This window comes from Luteimonas sp. BLCC-B24 (assembly GCF_028550595.1).
Lineage (GTDB): Bacteria > Pseudomonadota > Gammaproteobacteria > Xanthomonadales > Xanthomonadaceae > Luteimonas.
In genome coordinates this window covers 202,480-228,980 of sequence record NZ_JAQQGN010000006.1, presented here as the reverse complement: position 1 = coordinate 228,980, position 26,501 = coordinate 202,480, and the positions used below count along the sequence as shown (strand labels likewise).

Sequence of the window (26,501 nt, the reverse complement as noted above, 5' to 3'; positions counted from 1 at the left end):
CGGCAGGGCATCGGCCGCCAGCGGGGTTACACGCTGATCGAGGTCATCGTCGCGTTCGCGGTGCTGGGGCTCGGGCTGATGCTGCTGCTCGGCACGCTGTCCAACGGCACACGCCAGGTGCGCTGGGCGGCGGAATCCGGGCGCGCGGCGCTGCATGCGCGCTCGCTGCTCGACGATGTCGGCATCGCGGTGCCGATCGCGCCGGGGCGGTCGGCGGGCACGTTCGAGGACGGCCGCTACCGCTGGACGCTGGAGATCGTTCCGTTCGTCGATCCCGACGCGCCGCCCGCGCTGGCCGCGCCCGACGGCGGTGGCCTGTTCGAACTCACCCTCGCGGTGGACTGGGGCGAGGCCGGCCCGCGCGAACGCCTGCGTCTCCAGACGCTGCGCCTGCGCGCGCCCGATGCCGCAATGATGGTGCAGCCATGAGCCGGCGCGCAGGCGGCTTCACGCTGATCGAAGTGCTGCTGGCCACGGTGCTGCTGGCCGCCGGCCTGGCGCTGGCCCTGACGACGCTGCGCGCGGCGTCGGTGACCGTCGAGCGCGGCGAGGCGCTCGCCCAGCGCAGCGAACGCATGCGCGCGGTCGAGGGCTTCCTGCGCCGGCGCATCGCCTCGGCGCAGCAGATCGCATTCGCCACCGACGACACCAGCGGCCAGCCGCAGCTGTTCATCGGCGAGCCGGCGCGTCTGCGCTTCGTGGCGGACCTGCCCAATTATCTGGGCCAGGGCGGCCCGCACCTGCACGACATCGCGGTGGACGAGGTGGACGGCCGCCAGCGCCTCACCGTCGCGTTCGGCCTGGTGATGACCGGGCGCACGATCGAGGCCGATGATCCGCGCCCGCCCGAGGCCCTCGTCGAGGGGCTCGATGCGGTGCGCTTCCGCTACCGCGGCTTCGACGAGACCGGCGCGCTCGGTGACTGGCAGGACCGCTGGGGCCCGGCGGCGCTGCCGCTTCAGGTCGAGATCACGCTGGCTACCGCAGGCGACGGCGCATGGCCGCCCGTGCTGGTGACGTTGCCGCAGGGTACCGGTCAGCCGACCGCACCGGAGCCGCTGCCGTGAACACGATGCGCGGTGCGGCCCTGCTGCTGGTGCTGTGGCTGATCACGCTGCTCGCGGCCCTGGTCGGCGCGTTCGCGCTGACCGCGCGGATCGAAAATCAGCAGGGCCGTCTGGTGAGCCGCGGCCTCGTCGCCGATCAGGCCGCACGGGCCGGTCTCGAATACGCGCTGACGCGTCTCGCGTCCTCGGATCCCACCCTGCAGTGGCAGCCCGACGGCCGACCGTATGCATGGCGGTTCCACGATGCCGAGGTGGAACTGCGCATCGTCGACGAGACCGGCAAGGTGGATCTCAATGCGGCCGACGGCGAGCTGCTGGCCGCGCTGGCACGCGCGGTCGGCGCGGACCAGGACGCCGCCGTGCGCGTGGCCGGCGCCATCGTCGACTGGCGCGACGGCGATGATTTCGTGCAGGTGGCGGGCGGCGCCGAGTCCGCCGATTACGCCGCCGCCGGACGCCCGTACGGGGCCAAGAACGCGCTGTTCGAGAGCGTCGCCGAAGTCGAGCAGGTGCTGGGCATGACGCCCGCGCTGTTCGAGGTGCTGGCGCCGCATCTGACGATCTACAGCCGCCTGCCGGCCCCGGATCCGCAATTCGCCGCCGCCGAGGTGCTGCAGGCGATGGGCGTGGACGCCGATCCCGTGCTCGAGGCACGCGCGGCCGGCGCGGCGCAGCGTGCCGGCGCGCTGCTGGGCAGTGGCAGCGGCACGTATAGTATCGACAGTCGTGCGCGCCTGGAGGAGGGCCGGAGCGCGCGTTTGCGGGCAGTCGTGAGGACCGGCGGAGGCGCCGTCCCGGGCACGGCCTACAGCGTGCTGCGTTGGGAGGAGGGAGCGTCACCACGATGATGTCCGCGACACCTGTATCGACCGGCGACGCGACGTCCGGCCGCCGTCGCGGCTGGCGCGCGGACGGCCCGCTTCGGCTGCGCATCCGCAGCGGACTGCACTGGTGGGGCGCTGCGCTGGCGACCTGGTTGCCGGTGCGCGTGCGCGAACTCTTCGGCCTCGCCGGCCGCCGGCTGCTGGTGCAGCACGCAGGCGACGGCAACGTCGCGCTGTCGCTGCACGAAGGCGGCGACACGCGTGCACTCGCCCAGGTTCCGGTGGCCTCGCTGGCGGGTGCAGAAACGGACCCTCTGGCCGCGCTGCTGACGCCGCGCGTGGCCGAAGTGCCGCGCTGGTTGCTGTTGCCGGCCGATGCCGGCCTGCGCCGGCAGCTCGTGCTGCCCGCGGCGGCCGCCGACCGCCTGCGCGACGTGCTCGGCTTCGAGATCGACCGGCAGACCCCGTTCGCGTCCGCCGATGTGCGCTACGACCATCGCCTGCTCGGTCGGCGCAGCGACGGCCAGCTGGACGTCGAACTGGTGGTGGTGCCGCGCGCAGTGCTCGATGCCCGGCTCGCGGCGCTGGGCCCGCTGGTACCGACGCTCGCTGGCGTGGACCTCGACAGCGCGGACGGTCCCTTGGGCGTCAACCTGATCGGCGACGCGCGCCGGCGCGAGGACCCGCAGCGCCGCTACCAGTGGCTGCTCGCGGCGGTCGCCGTGCTGTTCACCGCATTCGCGCTGTGGCAGATCCGCGAGAACCGCACGGCGGCGGCGGATGCGCTGGAGGCGCGGGTCGAGGCCGAAGCCACGCGCGCCCGCGCCGCATCGGCGCAACGCCAGCAGCTCACCGATCTGCGCGAGGGCATGGCCTTTCTGCAGGCGCAGCGTGCCGCGCGCCCGACGACCGTGGCCGTGCTCGACGAACTCGCGCGGCGCCTGCCCGATTCCACCTCGCTCGAGAAGGCCGCGATCGAGGGGGATCGCGTGCTGCTGATCGGGCTCAGCACCGAGGCCTCGGCCCTGGTCGGCTACCTCGAGGGCTCGACGCTGTGGCGCTCGCCGGCGCTCGCGGGAGCGTTGCAGAACGATCCGCGCTCGCGTGCCGACCGCTTCACCCTGACCGCCGAACTCGTGCCGCCCGCGGCCGATGCACAGGAGGCCGCCCGTGCGCCGGTCCGTTGATCCCGTGCGCGCGCGTGATCGCTGGCTGGCGCTGGGGCTGCTCGTGGGCGCCGTGCTGACGGCCTACCTGCTGCTGGTGCATCCCTGGTTCACCCGGCCGATGCGCGCGCTGGGCGAGCGCATCGACACCCTGCAGGAACGCGAGCTGCGCGTGCGCCGCGAGCTGGACCAGGCGCCCGAGGTCCGCGCGGCGCTCGATCAGGCCCGGGACGCGATGGCGGCCATGCCCGGTTTCATGCCCCAGGCCAGCGTCGAGCTGGCGACCGCGGCGCTGGTACAGCGTCTGGAGCAGGCGGTGCTCGAGGCCAGCCCCGGCAACCGCAGCTGCGCGATCAGCAACCGCTCGCCGATGACCGGAGGGCGCGCCGAGCGCTATCCGCGCGCGAGCGTGCAGGTCCGCCTGCGCTGCGGCAATCCGGAACTGGCGGCGGTCCTGCATTCGCTGGAAACCGGCACGCCGCGGCTGTTCGTCGACAATCTCAACATCCTCAGCCAGCGCCACACGGTGGCCGCGGGCACGGCCAGCGGCGGGGTCGACGTGAGCTTCGACCTGTCGGGCTACGTGCTGCCGCCCGCGGGCGCGACGCGCGCCGGTCCGTCGACGGCACCGGGCGGAGGGCGCGATGCGGATTGAGACGGCCAATGCGCGTACCTGGCTGGCCGCGGCGGTCGCGGGCTGGGCGCTGGTGGTCTGGGGGCTGGCCCTGGCGGGCCTCGGCGGGCGTATCGGGGCGATCGGCGACGACGGCGAAGTGGCGGCGCCGATCGCGGCCGCGATGCCGGCACCGGAGGCCGCGCCGCCGCTGTCGCGCTATTCCGAGGTCGCGTCCCGTCCGCTGTTTTCCGGGGACCGGCGGCCGCATCCCTTCTTCATCGATCCCAACGACGCCGGTGAAGGCGCGTCGGCGGGCTTCGATTACGTGCTGACCAGCGTGCTGCGCACGCCCGATTTCGCGATGGCGATCCTGCAGCCTGCGGGCGGCGGCGACTCGATCCGCCTGCGGGTCGGCGAGGCGCCGCCGGAAGCCTCGAACTGGGCGCTCGACTCGGTGGACGCGCGCAGTGCGGTCTTCATCGGTCCGGAGGGCCCGCGGACGCTGGAACTGCGCGTTTACGACGGAGTGGGCGGACAGCCACCGACGCCGATGCGGACGCCGGTCGCCACGGCGCCCGAGCGCGTCCAGGCCGAAAGCGGCGCGACCGGCCGGAATCGCGCCGCGCCGGCGTCGCCGCAGGGCGCGCCGCGCGCGCCGCCGCCCACGCGGCCCGGCAGCGCCGCGGCGTCGACGGCCGAGGCGGCGCCCGTGCCGCCGCCTCCTGCCACGGCAGAGCCTGCGCCGCCCGCCGGCGACGCTGCGGGCCCCTCCGAGGCCCAGGTCGAAGCGATCCGGCGCCGGATCGAGGAGCGCCGGGCCCGGCTGCAGCAGGAGCGCGCGACCGGTGGCGCGCCGTGATGCCGCGCCCCGTATCTCCATTGCCTTCGCCTGCCGCCAGGCCCCCGCGGACGGCGCCTCGCGCGCCGCAGGCCCTAGACTCCAGCCGATGAAGCCTTCGATGACCCCATCCCCGTCTCTTCGTGCCATCGCCTTCGGAACCGGCATCGCCCTGCTGGCCGGCTGTGCCACCGCGCCGTCGCCTTCGATCCGCCGCTCGGCCCAGTTGCCGGCCGATGCGGGCGTGGCCGCCGATCCCGATGCCCCCGTGGTGCGCAGCCAGGTCCTGCTCGACGACGAGGACCGGCCGCGCCCGCAGATCCGCCGCGGCACCGGCACCGTGATCAACCGCGGCGCCGCGGCCGCGCCGGCGCCCACGCTCGGCGGCACCACCGGCCAGGCCTCGTTCAATTTCGAGGGCGAGTCCGTGCACGCGGTCGCCAAGGCGATCCTCGGCGACATGCTCGGCCAGAACTACGTCATCGCGCCGGAGGTGCAGGGCACGGTGACCCTGGCGACGCCGCAGCCGGTGAGCCCGGCCCAGGCGCTGAGTCTGCTGGAGATGGTGCTGGGCTGGAACAACGCCCGCATGATCTACAGCGACGGCCGCTACAACATCGTGCCGGCCGACACGGCGCTGGCCACCGGCACCGTCGCCCCGCGCACCGGCGGGACCGGTGCGGCGCGTGGCTTCGAGGTGCGCACGGTGCCGCTGCGCTACATCTCGGCCACCGAGATGGAGAAGGTGCTCGAGCCGTATGCGCGTCCGAACGCCATCGTCTCCGCCGACAACGCGCGCAACGTCATCACGATTTCCGGCAGCCGCTCCGAACTCGACAACTACCTGCGCACGATCGAGATCTTCGACGTCGACTGGCTGTCGGGCATGTCGGTCGGCGTGTTCCCGCTGCAGTCCGGCAAGGCCACGCAGGTGGTCGCCGATCTGGAAAAGGTCTTCGGCCAGGACAGCGAATCGCCGGTGTCGGGCATGTTCCGCTTCATGCCGCTGGAAGGCGCCAATGCGGTGCTGGTGATCACGCCGCAGGCGGATTACCTCGGCGAGATCCAGCAGTGGCTCGAGCGCATCGACAACGCCGGCCAGGAACCGCGGCTGTTCTCCTACGAACTCAAGTTCATCAAGGCGCGCGAACTCGCCCAGCGGCTGTCGGAAGTCTTCGGCGCCGGCACCGGCAGCAGCGCGCAGGGCGGCGCCTCGCTGGCACCGGGCGCGACCGGCAGCACCTTGCGCAGCGGCGGGCTCGGCGCGCAGTCGGCAGGCCAGAGCGGGTTCGACAGCGGCTCGGGCGGACTGGGCAGCACCAGTGGCACGGGGCGCGGACGCGGTGGTGCAGGCGGGGGCGACATCGGCCAGATGCAGCTCAACGACAGCCAGGACGGCCCCAGCAGCGTGACGTTGGAAGTCGAGGGCGCGCGCGTCGGCGTGTCGGCGGTCGACGAAACCAACACCCTGCTGGTGCGCACGTCGCCGGCCGCCTGGCGCTCGATCCGCGATGTCGTCGAACGGCTCGACGTGATGCCGGCGCAGGTGCACATCGAGGCGCAGGTGGTCGAGGTGCTGCTCAGCGGCGAGCTGCAGTACGGCGTCAACTGGTACTTCGGGCAGGGCGTGACGGACAACGGCATCGGGCCGTTCCCGCCTCCGGGCCAGGGCGGACCGACCCGCTGGAGCACGCTCGGCGCGGCGATCGGCGGCGCGGCGACGGGGCCGGGCGCGGCCTGGACGCTGGTCAGAAGCGATGCGGCCGCGCTGATCCGCGCGCTGGACGAAGTCACCGATGTGCAGATCCTGCAGTCGCCGTCGGTGTTCGTGCGCAACAACGCGATGGCCGAGTTCAACGTCGGCGCCAGCATTCCGATCTCGACGACCAGCTTCAATCCGGTCATCGGCGACAGCCAGTACACCCAGGTGCAGTACCTGGAAACCGGCACCATCCTCAAGGTGCGGCCGCGCGTGACCCGCGACGGCATGGTGTTTCTCGACATCGTGCAGGAGGTCAGCTCCCCGCAGCCGCAGAACACCGCGGACAACCAGGGCAACGTGCGCATCGACACGCGGCGGCTCAAGACCGAGGCGGCCGTGCAGGCCGGTGACACGGTGATGCTGGCGGGTCTGATCCGCGACGAGGTCGGGCGCACGTCGACCGGCGTGCCGGGCCTGAGCCGCATCCCCGTCGTTGGCGGACTGTTCGGCGGGCAGAGTTCCCGCACCGAGCGCACCGAAGTCATCGTGCTGCTCACCCCGACCATCGTGCGCGATCCGCTGGAAGCGCGTCAGCTCACCGACGAATACGGCCGCCGCTTCCGCGCCATGCAGCCCCTGCGCCGACCCCAGGACTGAAGTGCGCGCACAGGGGGACTCGCCGCATGGCTGAGTGGCCGATCGTGGTGCTGCCGGTGGGGCACGACGACGACGCGCTCGACGCGTGCCTCGCCGCGCTCGACGCCGGCACGCCGGCCGGCGCGCGCATCTGGCTGGCCGACGACGCCCGCATCGGGCCGCGCGGCGCGGCGATCGTGCAGCGCTGGCTGGCGCGCACGCCGCTGCAGGCCGACTACACCTGCCGCGCGCGGGGGATCGGCGAGGTCGCGCATCTGGACGACGTGCTGCGCGCCTGCGGTGATGCCGACGTGGTGGTGCTGGCGCCCGATGCGATCCCGCTGCCGGGATGGCTCGTGCAGTTGTCGGCCTGCTTCGCACGCGATGCCGCGATCGCGACCGCCACGCCCTGGTGCAATGCCGGCGAGGCGGCCTCGTGGCCGCGCATCGGCGAGATCAATGCCGCCCCCGAAGACGGCGTGCGCCTCGCGGCGGCCTGCCGGCAGCTGGCGCCGCTGCATCCGGAGCTGCCGGCGGCGGTGGGGCACGCGGTGCTGCTGCGCGGCAACGCGCGGCGCAAGGCCGGGGGCCTCGATGCGTCCAGCTACGGCTCGTGGTACGCCGCGCTGATCGACCTGTCGCTGCGCATGGGCGGGCTCGGTTGGCGCAATGCGCTGTGCGAGACGGCGTTCGTCGCGCGTGGTGGTGAAGGCGGGCCGGCCGACGGCGACATGGATGCACTCGCCGTGCGCTGGCCGGCGTGGCACTCGCGGCTGGCGACGTTCCTGATGCAGGACCCGCTCTACGACAGCCGGCAACGGCTGATCCGCCACTACGCGGCGCTCGAACACGCGCCGGCGCAGCAGTCGTTGTTTCCGGCGCGCGACGACGTGGCGTCCGCCGGTGAAGCCGGCACGGGCAGCCGGACGACGCGCAGCGACGTAGCGGACGGCCCGGCCACACCGGCCGACGCCGCGGATGTGGCGCCATGAGTGCGTCGTCGCCCGCCGGACACGCGGGCATCGTTGCCGTCGTCGTCAGCTACCAGAGCGGCAGCACGATCGACACCTGCCTCACGCGTCTGCGTGCGGCATCGGGCGTGGACCAGATCCGGGTCGTCGACAACGGCTCCACCGATGCCACGCTGGGCATCGTGCAGCGTCACGCGTCGCTGGATCCGCGCCTGCATTTCATCGCCAACCCCGACAATCCGGGCTTCGCGGTCGCCTGCAACCAGGGCGCGCGCGATGCCGACGCGCCGTGGATCGCGTTCGTCAATCCGGACTGCCTGTTGGACGCCGACACGCTGTCGCGGCTGCGCGCGCATGCCGAGGCGCTGGACGTGGATGCCTTGCTGGGCACCGATCTCGCGGGCGAAGACGGGGCGCGCGATCCGGCCGCGCGCCGCCGCGATCCGGATTTCGCCGCGATGCTGCGCCACGCCGCGGCGCGCGATCTGTCGGTGCCGCGGGATCCGGCGCAGCCCCTGCAGCGCGTCGATGCGATCTCGGGCGCGATGATGCTGTTGCCGCGACGCCTGTTCGAGCGCATCGACGGGTTCGACACCGGGTATCGCCTGCATGCCGAAGACCTCGATCTGTGCCGCCGCGCGCGCGAGGCCGGGGCGGTGGTGGCCGTGGCCAACGACATCGTCGTGGCTCATGCACGCGGGGTCTCGAGCCGGTCGCGCCCGGTCTTCGTCGAGTGGCACAAGCATCGTGGCCTGTGGCGTTACTTCCGCCGGTTCGAGGCGCCGCGGCGCGCCTGGCCGGTGCGCGCCGCGGTCTGGGCGATGGTCTGGCTGCGGTTTCCGGTGGCGGCACTGCGCGCAGCGGCCCGGACGGCCGGCTGATCGCCTCGCGAAAACTGCGACAGATTTGGCAAACCTGACAATCCGCGTCACCTGGGGCCTGCCCGGATGCCGCAAAGCGCCGTCGCCTCTGTAGGCTGCGCGCCGGGGGAAGTGTCGCCGTCGCAACCGGGGAATATGCATGTCCAGAACTGCTTGGGCGTCGTTGACGCTCGCGGCCGTCCTGCTGTCCGCCTGTGGCGGAGGTGGCGGCGATTCCGAAGCGCCTGCGCCGGCGCCCGGTGCACCTGCGCCCGCGCCGGGTACCCCCGCGCCGCCCGCGCCGGCGTTCGCGCCCATTCCGGCCAGCGACGCCGAGGCGGCGCGCTTCCTGGTGCAGGCCACCTTCGGGCCTACGCGCGCGGACATCGACCGGCTTCGCCAGATCGGCTACTCGGCGTGGATCGACGAGCAGCTCGATCCGGTGCGCACGCCCGCGACGCTGGTCACGCCGCACATCCTGTCGATTCCGGTGGCCCAGCTGAACTACGCCGAGCGCCGCAATTACTGGCTGTGGCAGGCAACCACCCGGCCGGACCAGCTGCGCATGCGCATGGGCTTCGCGCTCAGCGAGATCTTCGTGGTCTCCGACCGCGACTACAACACGGCCAACTTCGGCCGGATCAGCAATTACCAGGACATGCTGGCCCAGGGCGCGTTCGGCACCTATCGTCAGCTGGTGGAGCGGGTGACACTGCATCCGGCGATGGGGCTGTACCTGAGCCACATGTCCAACCGCAAGTCGACGAGCTACACCAACGGCCAGGGCGTGCGCGTCACCATCGTGCCGGACGAGAACTACGCGCGTGAGCTGATGCAGCTGTTCTCGATCGGCCTGATCCAGCGCAACGCCGATTTCAGCCCCCGGCTCGACGCCCAGGGCCGCACCATCCCCACCTACGACCAGGAAACGGTCAAAGGCATGGCGCGCGTGCTGACCGGCTGGACCTGGCCCGGCAATACCCGCGACACGTTCTGGCGCTGGGGCGCGGACAACGAGGCGCGCCCGATGACCTGCGTACCCGAGTTCCACGACGAACAGCCGAAGACGATCTTCAACGGCGTCGTCATCAACGAGGGCAGCAACTGCACCGCGAGCCTGGCGAAGATGCTCGATGCGCTCGCCGCGCACCCGAATGTCGCGCCGTTCATCAGTCGCCAGCTGATCCAGCGTTTCGTCACCAGCAATCCCAGCCCGCAATACGTGGGGCGCATCTCGCGCGTGTGGAGCGAAACCGGCGGTGATCTGGGCCGGGTAATCAAGGCGATCCTGCTCGACGTGGAGGCGCGGGTGCCGCCGGCGGCGGACAACGCGGCCTACGGCAAGGCGCGCGAGCCGCTGCTGCAGCTCACCGCGCTGTGGCGCGCCTTCGACGCGCGCTACATCCCGCGTGCCGACGGCCAGTACTACTTCGGCTTCTCCAATTCCTGGGATTTCGCCACCAGCCTCGCCCAGGACTCGCTGCGCGCGCCGTCGGTGTTCAACTTCTTCGAACCCGACTACCGGCTGCAGGGCGCCGACGGCGCCGCGGGCCTGTACGCGCCGGAACTGCAGCTCTACAACGAGGCGACCTTCGCCAGCGTGTTCAACCAGCTCGACAGCGCCGGCTGGTCGCAGCTGCAGACCGCGCCGCCGACCGCCAATACGTCCGCGCCCGTGCTCGACATCCGGCCGCTGCTGACGCTGGCCGAACAGGACAATCACGCCGCGATGGTCGACCGCGTCAACGTGTTGTTGCTGGCCGGCGCGCTCACCGGCGACAACCGCGCCACGATGGTGCAGATGCTCGACCGCCTGCGGGCCGAGCGGAGGCCCGCCGACGAGCGTGTGCGCTCGCTGGTGCAGCTCGCGGTCGCGTCCCCCGAATTCGTCATCCAGCGCTGAGGGCCTCATGGATACTCACTCCCGCGCCTCGCGCCGCCAGTTTCTCGCGCGTCTGGGCACGCTGCTCGCCGGCGGCGCCGCCGTGGCCACGCTGCCGCAGCTCGAACTCATGGGCCGTGCCCTCGCCGCCGCACCGGCCGCGACCGGCGGTTACCGCGCCGCCGTCTGCATCTTCCTGCTGGGCGGCAACGACTCCTTCAACATGCTCGTGCCGCATGTGCGCGAGGAGCACGACGTCTACCTCGCCAGTCGCGGCGGCGTATTCAACGCGAGCACCAACGCCCAGGGCCTCGGCCTGGCGCGCGAGGCGCTGGTGCAGATCACCGACACCGCCGGCAAGCCCTGGGGGCTGCACCCGGCCTGCGCGTCGCTCAAGCCGCTGTTCGACCGCGGTGAGCTCGGCTTCATGGCCAACGTCGGCACCCTGGTGCAACCGGTGACCAAGGCCGAGTACATCGCTCGCAGCCGACGCCTGCCGATGGCGCTGTATTCGCACAACGACCAGCAACGGCTGTGGATGCGCGGCGAGTCGGAACTGGCCAGTTCGACCACCGGCTGGGGCGGACGCTGCGCCGATCGCCTCGAGCGCGCCAACGCCGCAGGCCTCGCCACGCTGCCGCCGACGATCTCGCTGGCCGGCAACAACCTGTTCCAGACCGGCAGTGCGACCACCGCCTACGGCATGGGCAGTGGCGGGCCGGTCGCGCTGCGCCGCTTCACCAGCACCACCAACGCGGCCGAACGCATCCGCCGCGAGGCGCTGGAGGCGATGCTCGCGCGCCGCTACACGCCGATCATGCAGGACCATTACGCCGTGCTCGGCGAGGGCACGATGCAGATCAGCGACACGCTGCGCGCCGCGCTCGATCCGGCCAACGGCGGTGACATCACGACGGCGTTCCCGGCGAACGAGAGTCTGGCATCGCAGCTGCGCATGATCGCGCGCATGATCAAGGCCAGCCGCGGCAGCGCGATCAACCATTCGCGGCAGATCTACTACGCCACCCTCGGCGGTTTCGATACCCACGACAACCAGATGGCCGAAAGCAGCCACGCGCGGCTGCTCACGCGTCTGAGCGAGGGCCTGTCGGCGTTCCGCGACGCGCTGGTCGAGGTGGGCTCGCTCAACGACGTGGTCACGTTCACGATGAGCGACTTCGGACGCACCCTCAACAGCAACGGCAACGGCACCGATCATGCCTGGGGCGGCGTACAGCTGATGATGGGCGGGGCCTCGACCGCGGGTGGCCCGTTGCGCGGACGCCGCGTGCACGGCACCTATCCGCTGCTCGAACTCGACGGTCCGCAGGCGGTCGAGCGGGGGCGGATGATCCCCACCACGTCGACCAACCAGTTCGGTGCGACGGTCGCGCGCTGGCTCGGCGTGCCGGATGCCGACCTGGCGACCGTGTTCCCCGGTCTCGGCAATTTCGACCGGCCGTTGCTCGACTTCCTGGGCTGACCGGGTCCGGCCGGCCGGGTTCCGTCAGCGGTGCCGGTTGATCGCGTCGCGCAGCGTGCGCGCCTCGCGGGCAGCGGCGCCGGCGTAGTCGTCACCGTTCGACGCGTAGAGAATCGCGCGCGACGAGCTGACCATCAGGCCGGCACCGTCGGCGCTTTTCGCATTCGACACCACCGCGGCCACGTCGCCGCCCTGGGCGCCGACGCCCGGCACCAGGAACGGCATGTCCCCGACGATCGCGCGCACCTCGCGCAACTGCTCGGGCCAGGTCGCGCCCACCACCAGCGACACGTTGCCGTGGCCGTTCCAGTCGCGCGCGACGGTCTCGGCGACGTGCTGGTACAGCGGGCGCGTTCCGCCGGTGTGTGCCACCGGCAGATCCTGCAGGTCGGCCGCACCCGGATTCGACGTGCGGCACAGGATCACCACGCCCTTGTCGGCGCGCTCGAGAAACGGCTGCACCGAATCGCGACCCAGGTAGGGATTCACCGTCACCGCATCGGCGTCGAAGCGTTCGAAAGCCTCGGCGACGTAGCGCTGCGCGGTGCTGCCGATGTCGCCGCGCTTGGCGTCGAGGATCACCGGAACACCGGGATGCGTGGCGTGCAGATGTGCGATCAGCCGTCGCAGCGCATCCTCGGCGCCGAGGGCTGCGAAATGCGCGATCTGCGGCTTGAACGCGCAGGCGAACTCGGCGGTCGCATCGGCGATGTCGCGGCAGAATGCGAAGACCGCATCCGGATCACCGGCAAAGCGCGCGGGAAATTTCGCCGGCTCGGGGTCGAGGCCGACACAGACCAGCGTATCGGCGGACTGCCAGCGCGCGCGCAGCGCCTGCATGAAGGTGGACGTCATGGAGCGGGCCTCAGGTCACGATGATCGGCGCGCCGTGGGTGACGACGACCGTGTGTTCGAACTGCGCCGCGTATCCCTTGGCGCAGATCAGCGACCAGCCGTCGTCCAGGTCTTCGGTGCGCGTGACGTGCGTGGCCAGGAACGGCTCGACGGTGATCACCATGCCGTCGTGCAGGCGGCGGGTGTCGCGACGATCGAAATAGCCGGGAATTGACCCGGGCGCCTCGTGCAGCGCACGACCGACGCCGTGGCTCTGCAGGTTGCGGATGATGCGAAGTCCCCGGCGCGCGGCGACGGTCTCGATGGTGCGGCCGATGCCGCTGAGCAGTTCGCCCGCGCGGAGCTGGGCGATCGCGGCGTCGCGCGCCTCGCGGGTCGCGTCGAGCAGGCGCTGCTGCGCCGCGCTCGCGGTGCCGACGACGAAGCTCGCGCCGGTGTCGGCGAAGAAGCCGTCGAGCTCGGCCGAGACGTCGATGTTGACCAGGTCGCCGTCACGCAGCGGCGTGGCATCCGGGATGCCGTGGGCGACGACGCGGTTGACGCTGATGCAGGTCGCCCCCGGGAAGCCGTAGGTCAGCGCCGGCGCCGATTGCGCGCCGGCGTCACGCAGCATGTCGGCGCCGATGGCGTCGAGATCGCACGGCGTGGTGCCGGCCGAGGCCTGCTCGCGCATCGTCGAGAGGATGCGGGCGACGAGCGCACCGGCGCGCCTGAGGCCTTCGAGTTCGTCGAGGTGCTGGATGGTCATCGCGATGGTCCCCCACGGGGCGGCAGTGGCACGGTGTCGGGCGGCGCCTCGCTCGAGCCGGGCATGTCGCCGGACGGGCCGAGGATGAGGGCGTCGGGTGTGATCCCATGGATCCGGCGCGTGGCGTGCTTGGCGCCGAGCACGGTCTCGACCACCGGATGCCAGGTGCCGCCGGCGCTGCGCAGCACCAGCAGTTGGCGGACGTCATTGTTGCCGCCGCCGCAGCCTTCGAGCGTGTAGACGGCGAGACCGTCCGGGGCGAGATGGCCGTCGACCCGCAGGGCGAACACGCGGTCGGCATCCGGATAGCGCCGGCAGTCGTCTTCGCGCGCGCGTGCATCGGCACGTGCGGCGACCGCGTGCCGCAGCGCGGGCGGGACGGCCGTCGCCCGGGTGCGCAGTTCCGCGGCAGCGCCGTCGGTGAAATCCAGCGACGTGTCGTCGATGCCGACGCCCCGTGTCACAGACGCGGCGTCCGCGCGCGGCGGCGTGCCGGCTGCGCCGCCACCGCAGGCGCCCAGCAGGGCGGCCGCGGTCAGCAATGGCGCGTACGGCATGCGCATCGGGCGGGCGCCGAGACTTACTTCAGCGCCTTGAAGCGCAGACGCTTCGGACCGGCGTCGTCGCCCATCCGGCGCTTCTTGTCTTCCTCGTACTCGCGGTAGTTGCCCTGGAAGAACTCGACGTGGCTGTCGCCTTCGAACGCGATGATGTGCGTGGCGATGCGATCGAGGAACCAGCGGTCGTGCGAGATCACGAAGGTGTTGCCGGGGAATTCCAGCAGCGCGTCTTCGAGCGCACGCAGGGTTTCGATGTCGAGGTCGTTCGAGGGTTCGTCGAGCAGCAGCACGTTGCCGCCCTGCAGCAGCGTCTTGGCCATGTGCAGGCGACCGCGCTCACCGCCCGACAGGGTGCCGACCATCTTCTGCTGGTCCTGGCCCTTGAAGTTGAAGCGGCCGATGTAGGCGCGCGACTGGATCTCGGTGCCGTTGATGTTGAGGATGTCGAGGCCGCCGGAGATTTCCTGGAAGACGTTGTGGTTGCCTTCGAGCTTGTCGCGGCTCTGGTCCACGTACGACAGCTGCACGGTCGGGCCGATGACGATCTCGCCCGAATCCGGCTTTTCCTGCCCGGTGATCATCTTGAACAGCGTGGACTTGCCCGCGCCGTTGGGGCCGATGATGCCGACGATCGCGCCCGGCGGGATGATCATCGACAGGTTGTCGATCAGCAGGCGGTCGCCGAACTTCTTGCTGACGTTCTTGAACTCCATCACCGAGTTGCCGAGGCGCTCGCCCGGCGGGATGAAGATCTCGTTGGTCTCGTTGCGCTTCTGGTAGTCCTGCGACTGCAGCTCTTCCAGACGGGCCAGACGCGCCTTGCCCTTGGAGCGGCCGCCCTTGGCGTTCTGCCGCGACCATTCCAGTTCCTTCTGGATCGCCTTCTGGCGGGCCTTTTCCTGGTTGTCTTCCTGCTTGAGGCGCTCGTCCTTCTGGGTGAGCCACTCGGTGTAGTTGCCCTTCCACGGAATGCCGCGGCCGCGGTCGAGTTCGAGGATCCACTCGGCGGCGTTGTCGAGGAAGTAGCGGTCGTGGGTGACCGCCACGACGGTGCCGGTGTAGCGGGCCAGGAACTGCTCCAGCCATTCGACCGATTCGGCATCGAGATGGTTGGTCGGTTCGTCGAGCAGCAGCATGTCCGGCTTCTGCAGCAGCAGGCGGCACAGCGCGACGCGGCGCTTCTCGCCGCCCGACAGGTTGCCGATCTTCGCGTCCCACGGCGGCAGGCGCAGCGCGTCGGCGGCGACTTCCAGCTGGTTCTCCAGCGTGTGCGCATCTCCGGCGGCCAGGATGGCCTCCAGGCGCTCCTGTTCCTTGGCCAGGGCATCGAAGTCCGCGCCTTCCTCGGCGTAGGCGTCGTAGATCCTGTCCAGCGCGGCCTGGGCCTGCAGCACTTCGCCCACGCCCTCCTCGACGGCCTCGCGCACGGTCATCTCGGGATCGAGCTGCGGCTCCTGCTCGAGGTAACCGACCTTGGTGCCGGGCTGGGGCCGCGCCTCGCCTTCGAAATCGGTATCCACGCCGGCCATGATCCGCAGCACCGTGGACTTGCCCGCACCGTTGAGGCCGAGCAGGCCGATCTTCGCGCCGGGAAAGAACGACAGCGAGATGTCCTTGATGATCTGCCGCTTCGGCGGGACCACCTTGGACACGCGGTTCATGGTGTAGATGTATTGCGACATGGGGGCTCCGGTTGCGCCGGCCCGCGCCGGGGCCCGGTGGGGCGGCGTCGGGGGATGAAGGGATGGCGTCGATTATAGCGGCTCGCGCCCGGCCGGGCCGGCGCCGGGCAGGGGCGGGCGCTACAATGGCCGGCCCTGCCGTTCACGTCTCCCGGAGCCTTCGATGTTCCAGCGCGCCGCCCGTCTCGACCAGTACGATCCCGATCTCGCCCAGGCCATCGCCAGCGAGGTCCGCCGGCAGGAGGATCACGTCGAGCTGATCGCCTCGGAGAACTACTGCAGCGCACTGGTGATGCAGGCCCAGGGCAGCCAGCTGACCAACAAGTACGCCGAGGGCTACCCGGGCAAGCGCTACTACGGCGGCTGCGAGTACGTCGACGTCGCCGAGCAGCTGGCGATCGACCGGCTCAAGGCACTCTTCGGCGCCGATTACGCCAACGTGCAGCCGCACTCGGGCTCGCAGGCCAACCAGGCCGTCTACCAGGCGCTGCTGCAGGCCGGCGACACCATCCTCGGCATGAGCCTGGCGCACGGCGGCCACCTCACCCACGGCGCCAAGGTCAACGCCTCGGGCAAGCTGTACAACGCGGTGCAGTACGGCGTGGATGACGCCGGCCTGATCGATTACGACGAAGTCGAACGCCTGGCGCTCGAGCACAGGCCGAAGATGGTCGTCGCCGGCTTCTCGGCGTATTCGCAGAAGATCGACTGGGCGCGCTTCCGCGCCATCGCCGACAAGGTCGGTGCCTACCTGTTCGTCGACATGGCGCACGTGGCCGGCCTCGTCGCCGCGGGCGTCTACCCGACGCCGCTGCCGCATGCGCACGTCGTCACCTCGACCACGCACAAGACGCTGCGCGGTCCGCGCGGCGGCATCATCGTCGCCAGCCGCGAGGGCGCCGGCGACAAGTTCGACGAGCTGGAGAAGAAGCTGCAGTCGGTGGTGTTCCCGGGCATCCAGGGCGGCCCGCTGATGCACGTCATCGCGGCCAAGGCGATCGCCTTCAAGGAGGCGCTGGAGCCGGAGTTCAAGGCCTACCAGCAGCAGGTGGTGAAGAACGCACAGGCGATGGCCAAGGTGATCGTCGAGCGCGGCTACAAGATCGTCTCCGGCGGCACCGAGAACCATCTGATGCTGGTCGACATGATCGGCAAGGACGTCAGCGGCAAGGATGCCGAAGAAGCCCTCGGCCGCGCCCACATCACCGTCAACAAGAATTCCGTGCCCGGCGACCCGCGCAAGCCCTTCGTGACCTCGGGCCTGCGCCTGGGCACGCCGGCGGTGACCACCCGCGGCTACCTCGAGCAGGACTGCGCGGACCTCGCCCACTGGATCTGCGACGTGCTCGACGCCCCGGCCGACGAGACCGTGATCGCTGCCGTGCGCGACAAGGTCGCCGCGCAGTGCGCCCAGTATCCGGTGTATGGCTGAGGAGCCGGGATTCGGGATCGGGGATTCGGGATTGGCAAAGCGCCACATCCTGCAGAATTCCGCTGTTTCGAATCCCCACTCCCCACTCCCGAATCCCCTCGCCTGATGCATTGCCCCTTCTGCCAGCACACCGACACCCGCGTCATCGATTCGCGCGTGTCCGAGGACGGCGCGACGATCCGGCGTCGCCGCGAGTGCGAGGCGTGCGGCGAGCGCTTCAGCACGCTCGAGACGATCGAGCTCAAGCTGCCGGCGATCATCAAGGACGACGGGCGCCGCGAACCCTTCGACGCCAAGAAGCTGCGCCTCAGCATGGACCGCGCGCTGCACAAGCGGCCGGTGTCGGAGGAAGAGGTGGAAACCGCGGTGCGCGCCGTCGTGCATCACCTGCGCATGACCGCCGAGCGCGAGGTCTCGTCGCGGCGTGTGGGCGAGTTCGTCATCGGCGAATTGCGCAAGCTCGACCACGTCGGCTTCGTGCGTTTCGCGTCGGTCTACCGCTCGTTCGAGGACGTGGCCGATTTCCGCGAGGAGCTCGACCGGCTGGAGCGCGATCTGCCGGGCGAGGGGCAGCTGCCGCTGCTGGAGGGTGCGCCAAGTGCGGCGGCGGCGAAGCCGGACAGGGCGAAGCGGCGCTAGACGTCGATGTCGAGCCACCGGCGGCACCGATTTTCGCGTGAGGAGTTGCGCCGGGGCGAGCTGGGGTTCGGGGCGAGGCTCGGCGTCGCAGTCGCGTGCGTCGGTGTGTTGTGGTGGGCGTTCGATACGCCGAGGGGCCCCGTGTTCTGGTCACTTGCCGGCGTCTATCTGATGTATACGCTCTGGCAGGCCGCGCGCTTGCAGCGCTTCGAGCGTGCGCGCTGGGACAACAAGCGCCGGTATGAGGTGTGGTTCGAGCCGGACGTGATGCACGTTGCCGTTCCGCTGGTTCCCGCTGAGTCGGTGCCGCTCGATTCGATCGTCAGCATCGAGGCGGTCATGGAGCGGTCTCGGGTTGCGCGCCTCCTTGCCGACGACCGCTCCGGCGAGCGTTCGATCTATTCCGGATTCGAGGACATGGCGGCCTTTGCCCGTGATTTCCGCGATTCCGCGCCGCAGGCCCGCTTTCGAACCATGCGCATGGGACTTTCCATGCGGCTCAAGGAAGTCCCATGACCGAGTTCACGAACCACGATCACCGCTTCATGGCCCAGGCCCTGCGCCTGGCCGAACGCGGGGCCTGGACGACGCGGCCCAATCCCATGGTCGGCTGTGTGATCGTCGCGGACGGCGGCGTCGTCGGCGAAGGCTTCCACGTGCGGAAAGGCGGCCCGCATGCCGAGGTCGTCGCGCTGGAGGCCGCGGGCGCGGCAGCGCGTGGCGCGACCGCCTACGTCACGCTGGAACCCTGCGCCCACACCGGCAGCACCGGGCCGTGCGCGGACGCGCTGATCGCGGCCGGTGTCGCGCGCGTCGTCGCGGCGATGCGCGATCCGTTTCCGCAGGTCGACGGCGCCGGCTTCGAGCGCCTGCGCGCGGCCGGGATCGCCGTCGCCTCCGGCCTGATGGAGGCGCAGGCACGCGCGCTCAATCGCGGATTCCTCTCGCGCGTGGAACGCGGGCGGCCGTGGCTGCGGGTCAAGCTGGCCTGCAGCCTCGACGGCCGCACCGCGCTGGCCAACGGCGAGTCGAAATGGATCAGCAGCGCGGCCTCGCGTGCGGACGTCATGCGTTGGCGCGCGCGGGCCGGCGCGCTGTTGACCGGCAGCGGTACCGTGCTCGCCGACGATCCGCAGCTGACGGTGCGCCTGGACACCGGGGCGCCGGTCGCGACCCCGCTGCGCGTGGTGCTCGACGCGGGCCTGGCGACGATCGCGCGCGGCAACATCCGTGACGCCGCGGCGCCGACGCTGTACGTGCACGCCCACGACACCAAGGTGCCCAAGGGGTTCGATGCGCCGCGGGCCAGCGTGGCGCGCGATGCCGCCGGCCAGCTGGACCTGGCCGCCGTGCTCGCGTTGCTGGCCGAGGGGGGCATCAACGAAATCCAGGTCGAGGCGGGCGCGACGCTGTCCGGCGCGTTTCTTCGCGCGGGCCTGGTCGACGAGCTGCTGCTGTACATCGCACCGGTCCTGCTGGGCGAGCGCGGCCGGCCGCTGTTCGACGGCCTCGGCATCGAGACGATGGCCCAGCGGCTGCAACTGCAGACCGTGGAGACCCGCCGCATCGGCGACGACCTGCGGCTGCGGCTGCAGCCGGCCGGCGCATGAGCTTCGACGACCACTTCTCGGCGGTCGCCGAGGGCTACGCCCGCGCGCGTCCGCACTACCCGGACGGGCTGTTCGACTGGATCGCACGCGTGGCCCCGGGCACGGGCTCGGTGTGGGAGCCGGCGTGCGGCAGCGGCCAGGCCACCCAGGCGCTCGCGTCGCGCTTTCAGACCGTCTTCGCGACCGAACCCAGCGCCGCCCAGCTGGCCGGCGCCGTGATGCCCGCCCACGTGCGCACGGCGGTGGAACCGGCCGAGCACTGCAGCCTGGCGGACACGTCCGTCGACGCGGTCTGCGTTGCCCAGGCGCTGCACTGGTTCTACCTTCCCATGTTCTTCGCCGAGTGCGCGCGGGTGCTGCGCCCCGGCGGTGTGCTGGCTGCCTGGGGCTACCAGGACATCGTGTTGCCACCGCCCGTGGCCGAGGCTGCCGCGCCGTTCCTGGCGGCGATCCGTGCGGACTGGCCGGCCGAACGTGCGCTGGTCGACAGCGCCTATGCCGGCGTCGACTGGCCGTTCCGGGCGCTCGAGGTGCCGGCCTTCGACATGCGGGTCGACTGGCCGCTGGCCCGTCTGCTGGCCTACTTCGGCTCGTTTTCCGCCACCGCGCGGTATCGCGCGCGCACCGGCCGCGATCCGGTGGCCGAGCATGCCGACGCGATCGCCGGCGGCTGGGGCGGGGCGCCGACGCGGCCGCTGGCCTGGCCGTTGTTCGTGCATGCGCGTCGCACGCCCGCCTGAGCGGCGCCCGTGACAAGCACCGCCGCGCCGGCGCCTGTCCGTGCAATGAAGCGTCCCGCAGCGCCCGGCGGCCGGGTACGGCGGCGCTGCTAGACTGTGCGCTGCCGGTCACCCGGCATCCAATCGAATGTCTTCGGGGCGGGGTGGAAGTCCCCACCGGCGGTAGGCGCGGCGACGCGCGAGCCCGCGAGCGCTGCCGGCCCATGCCGGCAGGTCAGCAGATCCGGTCGAAGTCCGGAGCCGACGGTCAGAGTCCGGATGCGAGAAGACGACCTCTTGCGTGGCCTTGCGGCCGCGCACGTTGTCGCGTCCCGGACCGTTCCCTTTCGGCTTGACCGTGCGGGTATGCCCGTGCGGAGGGAGACAGCGACATGTTCACCGGACTGATCGAGGGCGTCGGACGCCTGGTGTCCACCGAGGCACGCGGTGGCGACGCGCGCCTGCGCATCGCGGTCGGCACGCTGCCGTTCGACGATGTGGCGATGGGCGAGAGCATCGCGGTCAACGGCGTCTGCCTGACCGTGGTCGCGTTCGATGCGGCCCATTTCGAAGCCGACGCGTCCACCGAAACCCTGTCACTGACCACGCTCGGTGCGCTGGGCGCGGGCCATGCGGTGAACCTCGAGCGCGCGATGCGCCCGACCGACCGCCTCGGCGGGCACATGGTCAGCGGCCACGTCGACGGCGTCGGCCGCGTGGCGTCGGTGCACGACGATGCGCGCGCGCAGCGCTGGCGCTTCGACGCGCCGGCCGCGTTGTTGAAGTACGTCGCCCACAAGGGCTCGGTCTGCGTCGACGGCGTCAGCCTCACCGTCAATGCCGTCGACGCGGCCGGCTTCGAGGTCGCGCTGGTGCCGCACACGGTGGCGCACACGGCGTTCGGCAGCACCGCGGTCGGCGATGCGGTGAATCTGGAAGTGGATCTCGTGGCGCGCTACGTCGAGCGCCTGCTCGGCGCCGGCGTAGCCCCGGCAGGCGCGGCGGCATGAAGTTCGCACCCGTCCCCGAGCTGCTGGAAGAGATCCGTGCCGGCCGCATGGTGGTGATCGTCGACGACGAGGACCGCGAAAACGAGGGCGACCTGATCATGGCCGCCGAGCTGGTCAAGCCCTCGGACATCAACTTCATGGTCACCCACGCCCGCGGCCTGGTGTGCCTGTCGATCACCCGCGAGCGCTGCGCCCAGCTCGGGCTGGCGCCGATGGTCCAGCACAACACCGCGCAGTTCCAGACCAACTTCACCGTCTCGATCGAAGCCGCCGAGGGCGTGACCACCGGCATTTCGGCCTACGACCGCGCGCACACCGTGCGCACCGCGGTGCGGCCCGACGCCAAGCCGCGCGATCTCAGCCAGCCGGGCCATATCTTCCCGCTGACCGCCCAGCCCGGCGGCGTGCTCACCCGTGCCGGGCACACCGAGGCGGCGAGCGACCTGCCGATGCTCGCCGGGCTCGAGCCCGCGGGCGTGCTGGTCGAGGTGCTCAACGCCGACGGCACGATGGCGCGCCGGCCGGAACTGGAAGTCTTCGCGCAGACCCACGGCCTGAAGATCGGCTCGATCGCCGATCTCATCGCCTGGCGCCTGAGCAACGAGCACACCGTCGAGCGCATCGACACGCGCGAGATCGAAACCGAGTTCGGTCCCTTCCAGCTGGTGACCTACCGCGATCGCATCGCCCACGAACTGCATTTCGCGCTGGTGCGCGGCACGCCGACGGCTGGAACGCCGACGCTGGTGCGCGTGCAGGTGGAGAATCCACTCAGCGACCTGCTGCACTGGCGCCGTGACGATTTCGGCGTGGCCGCGACCGACGCGCTGCGCGCGATCGCCAATGAAGGCCAGGGCGTGATGGTGGTGCTGTCGGCCCCGCGCGACGGCGAGGCGCTGCTGGCCCGGCTGCGCAAGCAGCCCGAGACCGTGAACACCAAGGACGTCGGCCAGTGGCGGCGCAACGGCGCCGGCGCGCAGATCCTGGCCGAACTCGGCCTGGGCAAGCTGCGCGTGCTGGGCACGCCGCGCAAGCAGATCGGCCTCGCCGGCTACGGGCTGGACATCGTCGAATACGTGCAACCGTGAGCACCGCAGCGCCCGTGTCGGACCGCGCGGCGGGCGACGCGGTAAACTCCACGCCCCCTGTCTGCAAGGCGTCGCTGTGACGAAGAGCCATTTCGAAGGCGACCTGCGCGCACCGGCCGGTGCACGCTATGCGATCGTCGCCAGCCGCTGGAATCCGAAGATCACCGACACCCTGGTCGCCGGCGCACGCAAGGCGTTCGCCGATCACGGCGTGGCCGACGATGCGGTCGATGTGATCCGCGTGCCCGGCGCCTGGGAGATCCCGGTCGCCTGCGCGCGCCTGGCGGCCAGCGGCGGTTACGCCGCGCTGCTGGCGCTGGGCTGCGTGGTCCGCGGCGACACGCGGCATTACGAACAGGTCGCCGACGGCTGCAGCGACGCCCTGATGCGCGTGGCGCTCGACACCCGGGTGCCGGTCGCCAACGGCGTGCTCGCCGTGGACGATTACGCCGACGCCGAGAAGCGTGCCGGCGGCACCCACGGCAACAAGGGCGAAGAGGCCGCGCTGGTCGCGATCGAGATGAGCCACCTGCTGGAACAATTCGCATGAACTCCACCCGCAACCGCACCGGCGGCATCGATCCCGTGCTGCGCTCGCGCGCGCGCCGGCGCGCGCTGCAGGCGATCTACGCGATGCAGATGACCGGCACCGAGCCGCGCGAGATCGTTGCCCAGTTCGCCCACGAGCAGGCCAAGGAAGTCGCGGACCTCGCGTACTTCGAGGACCTGGTCCACGGCGTGGGCACGCGCTACCGGGAACTCGACACGGCGCTGGCGCCGTTCCTCGACCGCGCCATCGACGAGGTCGATCCGATCGAGCGCGCCATGCTGCGCATCGCGGCCTACGAACTGCAGCACCGTGTGGACGTGCCGTATCGCGTGGTCATCGACGAAGCGCTGAAGACGGTCAAGCGTTTCGGCTCCGAACACGGCCACACCTACGTCAACGGCGTGCTCGACAAGGCGGCCGCGGCCTGGCGGGCGCCCGAGGTCGGGGCGCTGCGCGGTCGCTGAGCCGGGACGGCCGGTGCGCGAGGACGCGCGGTCCGCGTGTCGGGCCTCGGTCGACGTGGCGGCGCCCGGCAATGCAGGCACCGCGGTGCACCCTGAGGCAGGACAGATGAGAACACCCGGGTTTCCGTTCGGAGGGCGCGCATGACGCCGTCGCGTGATCGCGTGCTGGCGTGTGCGTCGTCGTCCCGGGCGGCGCGATCCTGCCTCGGCACGACCGCACCGCGCGTGGCTCCGCAGGTGGCAGGGCGCACCCGCGCGTGACCGGCGAATTCGACCTGATCGACCGGATCCGGGCGCGCGTCGTCGCCCGCGACGACGTGCGGCTGGGCATCGGCGACGATGCCGCCGTGCTCGCAGTGCCGGCGGGCCTGCACCTGGTCGTCGCGACGGACACGCTCAACGCCGATGTGCATTTTCCGGCGGACACCGCACCGGCCGACATCGGCTGGAAAGCGCTCGCGGTCAACCTGTCGGATCTCGCTGCGATGGGCGCGGTGCCCGCCTGGTGCACCGTGTCGCTGTCGATGCCGACGGCCGACGCGCCATGGGTGGACGCCTTCCTCGACGGATTCGATGCGCTGGCGCGTGCGCACGCCGTTGCGCTGGTGGGCGGCGACACCACGCGCGGGCCCCTGTCGATCTGCGTGACCGTGCACGGCCTCGTCGCGCCGGGGCGCGTGCTGCGCCGGAGTGCGGCCTGCGCCGGTGACGACATCTGGATCAGCGGCACGCCCGGCGACGCGGCCGGGGCACTGCGGCAGTGGCGTGCGGGCGGCGCGGTCGACCCCGCGCTGCGCGAACGGCTGGACCGTCCGACTCCGCGCCTCGCACTTGGTGATGCGCTGGTCGGCGTCGCCCATGCGGCGATCGACGTGTCCGACGGGCTGCTGGCCGATCTCGGTCACATCGCCCGGGCCAGCGGCCTGGCCGCCGAAATCGACCTGGACGACCTGCCGGTTTCCGCGGCGCTGCGCGCGGCCTTCGATGCCGACATGCGGTACCGCCTGCAGGCGAGCGGCGGTGACGACTACGAACTGTGCTTCACCGCGCCGCCTTCGGTCGCCGACGCGGTGCGCGGCGCCGCCCGGGCTTCGGCCACCCCGGTGACACGGATCGGCCGGATGCAGGCGGGCGCGGGCGTCTCGGTCCGGCTCGCGGGTGCCCCGTGGGCGCCGCAGGGCGCGGGTTGGGACCATTTTGCGGCATCCCCATAGGCAGGCCCGCACGCCGCCGCTGCTGCGCATGACGCGCGGGAAATCCGGCGCAGTCCGGCGCAAGGGCCGGGCTGCGCGGGTTCCGGCATTCACGGGCCGGACGGACCTCATCGGAGGATTCCGGGCGCCATCCCCGCGGCATCATCGACGTGCCGCGGAGCACACGCGCACGCGGCCGTCCGGTCCGGACGACTGGCGGTGTCGGCCGGCGTGGGGAGCCGCCGCTCAGTCGTCGGCGCGGAACGCGTCGCGCAGCCAGTCCAGACGGGGGGCGGACGCGTCGCCGCCGGCGGCGACCACATCGAAGCGGCAGGGCAGATCGCGCAGCGCGCGGTTTGCGGCGAGGAACTGCTGCGCCGCCAGCACCAGACGACGGCGCTTGCCGGCGTCGACCGACGCGGCGCCGCCGCCGAACGCCGCCGAGCGCCGGTGGCGGACCTCGACGAACACCACGGTGCGCGTCGCCCCGTCGCCGTCGAGCATCACCAGATCCAGCTCCCCGCCGCGGTAGTTCACGTTGCTCGCGACCAGCCGCAGGCCGGCCGCTTCGAGATGCGCGCGAGCGGCACGCTCGACCTCCGCGCCGGCGGCGCGGCGCCGGTTCAACCGCCGGCGTCCGCCTGCGGGACGACGGTGCCGCCGCGCCACGTGGCCCAGGCCGGCTGGCGCATGACGTTGCCGTCGGCGGCCACGCGCAGCACGCCGGTGGCGCCGTCGACCGTCGCCTCGCCGTTGCGCGACAGGTGCTCGAGATACCCGCTGAGCAGCCAGGCATCGAAGCCGAACGCGAACAGGCGCGCGGCGGGACCGCGGGCGGTGGGCAGATCGCCGGCCACCGAGGCCTGCGGCGGCAATGCGCGCGGCCCGGTGCCGGTCGACCAGCGCTCGGTCGGGAACACGATGCCGTCGAGAATCTGGTCCTCCTGGGCCTGGCCGGTGCCCAGCGTCAGCGCCGAGGTGCCCACGCGCGGGCGGCCGCCGAGGCCGGCGACCGAAAGCTGCGGCGCGATCGCCCGCGCCTGGTTGCCGCGGATGGCCAGAAACACCGCGTCGACGCCGCCCTCGGCCGTCACCGCGTTGCGGAAGACCTCGGTCTGATCGGCCGGCGTGTCGCCGACGACGGCCACCGTGCCGACGACGGTGCCGCCGGCCTGGGCCAGTCGCGCGCGCAGGGCATCCACGCTGCGGCGTGCATTGTCGTCGCCGTTGCTGAGCACCAGCACGTTGCGCGCGTTGCGGGCCAGCAGGTACTGCGCGGCGGCGTCGCCTTCATCCTCGGGCGCGAGCGAGAACGCGGCGGTGTTCTCGGGCGCGGCCGACGGCCCGCGGTTGAGCGCCAGCACCGGCACCGCCGGCGCCGACTGGAACAGGCTGCCCACTTCGTCGCGGCCCAGCGGGCCGACGATCTGGTCGGCACCTTCGGCGATCGCGCGTGCATAGGCCGCCGCGGTTCCGGCCGACGTGCCCGCCGTGTCGTAGAAGGCGAGTTCCGGGCGTTCGCGGCGCTCGCCGTAATAGCCGGCCAGCAGCCCGTCGCGCACCGGCGCCGCGGCCGTGGCCAGGCTGCCGCTCATCGGCAGCAGCACCGCGAGCTTGCGCGGCGGGCGGTAGCCGTCGCGTTCGGCCGCCGGGCGATCGCTCTCGAACGTCCAGCGGCCCGGGTCGACGGATGCGGTCGCGTCCGGCGCGGTGGCCACGCTGCTGCCGGTGGTCTGGACGGTTGCGCACCCCGCCAGCAGCGCGACCAGCGAGGCCGACAGCAGACCGCGCAGCGCGCGGATGCGGGGGCGCGGCGTCGCGCGGGCGGTGAGGGCCTTGAACAGAGCTGCCATGTCGCGGTTCCGCTGCGGGATAATGCCCGCATTCTAGCGTTGCCTCGTGGAGA

The 26,501-nt window shown here is 71.7% G+C and carries 26 protein-coding genes, 1 pseudogene and 1 riboswitch; of the genes and pseudogenes, 21 read left to right on the top strand and 6 right to left on the bottom strand.

The window, feature by feature from the left end:
- The first annotated feature begins 9 nt into the window (after positions 1-9).
- The 11 genes and pseudogenes from PQS31_RS13425 (at position 10) to PQS31_RS13375 (ending at position 12,045) form a co-directional block, all read left to right on the top strand.
- Positions 10-429, top strand: a complete 420-nt coding sequence (locus PQS31_RS13425; protein ID WP_272763261.1) for a prepilin-type N-terminal cleavage/methylation domain-containing protein — start codon at positions 10-12, stop codon at positions 427-429.
- Complete coding sequence (locus PQS31_RS13420) at positions 426-1,067, top strand: prepilin-type N-terminal cleavage/methylation domain-containing protein (RefSeq protein WP_272763236.1); 642 nt, start codon at positions 426-428, stop codon at positions 1,065-1,067. The genes PQS31_RS13425 and PQS31_RS13420 overlap by 4 nt, the downstream gene beginning before the upstream one ends.
- Positions 1,064-1,915, top strand: coding sequence for a type II secretion system protein GspK (locus tag PQS31_RS13415; protein WP_272763235.1), 852 nt, complete (start codon positions 1,064-1,066; stop codon positions 1,913-1,915). The genes PQS31_RS13420 and PQS31_RS13415 overlap by 4 nt, the downstream gene beginning before the upstream one ends.
- The gene (locus PQS31_RS13410) at positions 1,915-3,078 is read left to right on the top strand and encodes a PilN domain-containing protein (RefSeq protein WP_272763234.1); all 1,164 of its coding nucleotides are present in this window, start codon (positions 1,915-1,917) and stop codon (positions 3,076-3,078) included. The genes PQS31_RS13415 and PQS31_RS13410 overlap by 1 nt, the downstream gene beginning before the upstream one ends.
- Positions 3,062-3,712: a type II secretion system protein GspM gene (gene gspM / locus PQS31_RS13405; RefSeq protein WP_272763233.1), complete on the top strand. Its 651-nt coding sequence runs from the start codon at positions 3,062-3,064 to the stop codon at positions 3,710-3,712. Before PQS31_RS13410 ends, gspM begins: the two co-directional genes overlap by 17 nt.
- Complete coding sequence (locus PQS31_RS13400) at positions 3,702-4,532, top strand: general secretion pathway protein GspN (RefSeq protein ID WP_272763232.1); 831 nt, start codon at positions 3,702-3,704, stop codon at positions 4,530-4,532. The genes gspM and PQS31_RS13400 overlap by 11 nt, the downstream gene beginning before the upstream one ends.
- Positions 4,533-4,632: 100 nt before the next feature.
- Complete coding sequence (gspD, locus tag PQS31_RS13395; protein WP_272763231.1) at positions 4,633-6,870, top strand: type II secretion system secretin GspD; 2,238 nt, start codon at positions 4,633-4,635, stop codon at positions 6,868-6,870.
- Positions 6,871-6,896: 26 nt separating this feature from the next.
- Positions 6,897-7,652: pseudogene (locus PQS31_RS13390) on the top strand (glycosyltransferase); the annotation flags it as partial.
- Positions 7,653-7,837: 185 nt separating this feature from the next.
- Entirely contained in the window at positions 7,838-8,701 is an 864-nt protein-coding gene (locus PQS31_RS13385) for a glycosyltransferase family 2 protein (RefSeq protein ID WP_272763230.1), read from the top strand.
- Between the two features lie 139 nt (positions 8,702-8,840).
- Positions 8,841-10,583, top strand: a complete 1,743-nt coding sequence (locus PQS31_RS13380; RefSeq protein ID WP_272763229.1) for a DUF1800 family protein — start codon at positions 8,841-8,843, stop codon at positions 10,581-10,583.
- A 7-nt stretch (positions 10,584-10,590) separates the two neighbouring features.
- The gene (locus PQS31_RS13375; protein ID WP_272763228.1) at positions 10,591-12,045 is read left to right on the top strand and encodes a DUF1501 domain-containing protein; all 1,455 of its coding nucleotides are present in this window, start codon (positions 10,591-10,593) and stop codon (positions 12,043-12,045) included.
- A 24-nt stretch (positions 12,046-12,069) separates the two neighbouring features.
- Here PQS31_RS13375 and pyrF read toward each other — a convergent pair whose 3' ends face one another.
- Genes pyrF through ettA form a run of 4 tightly spaced genes read right to left on the bottom strand, consistent with a single transcriptional unit; the run spans position 12,070 to position 15,890 of the window.
- Complete coding sequence (gene pyrF / locus PQS31_RS13370; RefSeq protein WP_272763227.1) at positions 12,070-12,900, bottom strand: orotidine-5'-phosphate decarboxylase; 831 nt, start codon at positions 12,898-12,900, stop codon at positions 12,070-12,072.
- A gap of 10 nt (positions 12,901-12,910) precedes the next feature.
- Positions 12,911-13,648 carry a type I methionyl aminopeptidase gene (gene map / locus PQS31_RS13365; RefSeq protein WP_272763226.1) on the bottom strand — a complete coding sequence of 246 codons (738 nt, stop codon included), beginning with the start codon at positions 13,646-13,648 and terminating at the stop codon, positions 12,911-12,913.
- A complete protein-coding gene (locus PQS31_RS13360) occupies positions 13,645-14,205 on the bottom strand; it encodes a hypothetical protein (protein WP_272763225.1) in 561 nt (186 codons plus the stop codon). Before PQS31_RS13360 ends, map begins: the two co-directional genes overlap by 4 nt.
- A 23-nt stretch (positions 14,206-14,228) precedes the next feature.
- Entirely contained in the window at positions 14,229-15,890 is a 1,662-nt protein-coding gene (gene ettA, locus PQS31_RS13355) for an energy-dependent translational throttle protein EttA (protein ID WP_272763224.1), read from the bottom strand.
- Positions 15,891-16,053: 163 nt separating this feature from the next.
- Between ettA and glyA the strand changes: the two genes are divergently transcribed.
- From glyA to thiL, 10 genes are all read left to right on the top strand, one after another.
- Positions 16,054-17,322 carry a serine hydroxymethyltransferase gene (gene glyA / locus PQS31_RS13350; RefSeq protein WP_272763223.1) on the top strand — a complete coding sequence of 423 codons (1,269 nt, stop codon included), beginning with the start codon at positions 16,054-16,056 and terminating at the stop codon, positions 17,320-17,322.
- 105 nt (positions 17,323-17,427) lie between these two features.
- On the top strand, positions 17,428-17,961 hold the full coding sequence (gene nrdR / locus PQS31_RS13345) for a transcriptional regulator NrdR (RefSeq protein WP_272763222.1): 534 nt from the start codon (positions 17,428-17,430) through the stop codon (positions 17,959-17,961).
- Positions 17,962-18,102: 141 nt separating this feature from the next.
- Entirely contained in the window at positions 18,103-18,477 is a 375-nt protein-coding gene (locus PQS31_RS13340) for a hypothetical protein (RefSeq protein WP_272763221.1), read from the top strand.
- On the top strand, positions 18,474-19,571 hold the full coding sequence (gene ribD, locus PQS31_RS13335; RefSeq protein ID WP_272763220.1) for a bifunctional diaminohydroxyphosphoribosylaminopyrimidine deaminase/5-amino-6-(5-phosphoribosylamino)uracil reductase RibD: 1,098 nt from the start codon (positions 18,474-18,476) through the stop codon (positions 19,569-19,571). Before PQS31_RS13340 ends, ribD begins: the two co-directional genes overlap by 4 nt.
- The gene (locus tag PQS31_RS13330; protein ID WP_272763219.1) at positions 19,568-20,311 is read left to right on the top strand and encodes a class I SAM-dependent methyltransferase; all 744 of its coding nucleotides are present in this window, start codon (positions 19,568-19,570) and stop codon (positions 20,309-20,311) included. Before ribD ends, PQS31_RS13330 begins: the two co-directional genes overlap by 4 nt.
- A gap of 125 nt (positions 20,312-20,436) precedes the next feature.
- Positions 20,437-20,585, top strand: a riboswitch (FMN riboswitch).
- Between the two features lie 97 nt (positions 20,586-20,682).
- Positions 20,683-21,300 (top strand): riboflavin synthase, encoded by a 618-nt coding sequence (locus PQS31_RS13325; RefSeq protein ID WP_272763218.1) that lies wholly within the window; start codon positions 20,683-20,685, stop codon positions 21,298-21,300.
- A complete protein-coding gene (gene ribB / locus PQS31_RS13320; RefSeq protein WP_272763217.1) occupies positions 21,297-22,388 on the top strand; it encodes a 3,4-dihydroxy-2-butanone-4-phosphate synthase in 1,092 nt (363 codons plus the stop codon). The genes PQS31_RS13325 and ribB overlap by 4 nt, the downstream gene beginning before the upstream one ends.
- 76 nt (positions 22,389-22,464) lie before the next feature.
- Entirely contained in the window at positions 22,465-22,938 is a 474-nt protein-coding gene (ribH, locus tag PQS31_RS13315; RefSeq protein ID WP_272763215.1) for a 6,7-dimethyl-8-ribityllumazine synthase, read from the top strand.
- Complete coding sequence (gene nusB, locus PQS31_RS13310) at positions 22,935-23,402, top strand: transcription antitermination factor NusB (RefSeq protein ID WP_272763214.1); 468 nt, start codon at positions 22,935-22,937, stop codon at positions 23,400-23,402. Before ribH ends, nusB begins: the two co-directional genes overlap by 4 nt.
- A 257-nt stretch (positions 23,403-23,659) precedes the next feature.
- A complete protein-coding gene (gene thiL / locus PQS31_RS13305) occupies positions 23,660-24,616 on the top strand; it encodes a thiamine-phosphate kinase (RefSeq protein ID WP_272763213.1) in 957 nt (318 codons plus the stop codon).
- A gap of 225 nt (positions 24,617-24,841) precedes the next feature.
- Here thiL and PQS31_RS13300 read toward each other — a convergent pair whose 3' ends face one another.
- Both PQS31_RS13300 and PQS31_RS13295 read right to left on the bottom strand, forming a co-directional pair.
- Positions 24,842-25,222: a YraN family protein gene (locus PQS31_RS13300; protein ID WP_272763212.1), complete on the bottom strand. Its 381-nt coding sequence runs from the start codon at positions 25,220-25,222 to the stop codon at positions 24,842-24,844.
- A complete protein-coding gene (locus PQS31_RS13295; protein WP_272763211.1) occupies positions 25,219-26,448 on the bottom strand; it encodes a penicillin-binding protein activator in 1,230 nt (409 codons plus the stop codon). The genes PQS31_RS13300 and PQS31_RS13295 overlap by 4 nt, the downstream gene beginning before the upstream one ends.
- Between the last annotated feature and the right edge of the window lie 53 nt (positions 26,449-26,501).

Excerpts from the sequence above, each read along its gene's own strand:
- map (WP_272763226.1), bottom strand. The coding sequence starts at position 13,648 with ATGACCATCCAGCACCTCGACGAACTCGAAGGCCTCAGGCGCGCCGGT.
- ribD (WP_272763220.1), top strand. The coding sequence starts at position 18,474 with ATGACCGAGTTCACGAACCACGATCACCGCTTCATGGCCCAGGCCCTG.
- glyA (WP_272763223.1), top strand. The coding sequence starts at position 16,054 with ATGTTCCAGCGCGCCGCCCGTCTCGACCAGTACGATCCCGATCTCGCC.
- pyrF (WP_272763227.1), bottom strand. The coding sequence starts at position 12,900 with ATGACGTCCACCTTCATGCAGGCGCTGCGCGCGCGCTGGCAGTCCGCC.
- PQS31_RS13295 (WP_272763211.1), bottom strand. The coding sequence starts at position 26,448 with ATGGCAGCTCTGTTCAAGGCCCTCACCGCCCGCGCGACGCCGCGCCCC.
- gspD (WP_272763231.1), top strand. The coding sequence starts at position 4,633 with ATGACCCCATCCCCGTCTCTTCGTGCCATCGCCTTCGGAACCGGCATC.
- PQS31_RS13410 (WP_272763234.1), top strand. The coding sequence starts at position 1,915 with ATGTCCGCGACACCTGTATCGACCGGCGACGCGACGTCCGGCCGCCGT.
- PQS31_RS13360 (WP_272763225.1), bottom strand. The coding sequence starts at position 14,205 with ATGCCGTACGCGCCATTGCTGACCGCGGCCGCCCTGCTGGGCGCCTGC.
- nrdR (WP_272763222.1), top strand. The coding sequence starts at position 17,428 with ATGCATTGCCCCTTCTGCCAGCACACCGACACCCGCGTCATCGATTCG.
- nusB (WP_272763214.1), top strand. The coding sequence starts at position 22,935 with ATGAACTCCACCCGCAACCGCACCGGCGGCATCGATCCCGTGCTGCGC.
- PQS31_RS13375 (WP_272763228.1), top strand. The coding sequence starts at position 10,591 with ATGGATACTCACTCCCGCGCCTCGCGCCGCCAGTTTCTCGCGCGTCTG.
- PQS31_RS13385 (WP_272763230.1), top strand. The coding sequence starts at position 7,838 with ATGAGTGCGTCGTCGCCCGCCGGACACGCGGGCATCGTTGCCGTCGTC.
- PQS31_RS13400 (WP_272763232.1), top strand. The coding sequence starts at position 3,702 with ATGCGGATTGAGACGGCCAATGCGCGTACCTGGCTGGCCGCGGCGGTC.
- PQS31_RS13420 (WP_272763236.1), top strand. The coding sequence starts at position 426 with ATGAGCCGGCGCGCAGGCGGCTTCACGCTGATCGAAGTGCTGCTGGCC.
- ribB (WP_272763217.1), top strand. The coding sequence starts at position 21,297 with ATGAAGTTCGCACCCGTCCCCGAGCTGCTGGAAGAGATCCGTGCCGGC.
- PQS31_RS13325 (WP_272763218.1), top strand. The coding sequence starts at position 20,683 with ATGTTCACCGGACTGATCGAGGGCGTCGGACGCCTGGTGTCCACCGAG.
- PQS31_RS13380 (WP_272763229.1), top strand. The coding sequence starts at position 8,841 with ATGTCCAGAACTGCTTGGGCGTCGTTGACGCTCGCGGCCGTCCTGCTG.
- ettA (WP_272763224.1), bottom strand. The coding sequence starts at position 15,890 with ATGTCGCAATACATCTACACCATGAACCGCGTGTCCAAGGTGGTCCCG.
- PQS31_RS13330 (WP_272763219.1), top strand. The coding sequence starts at position 19,568 with ATGAGCTTCGACGACCACTTCTCGGCGGTCGCCGAGGGCTACGCCCGC.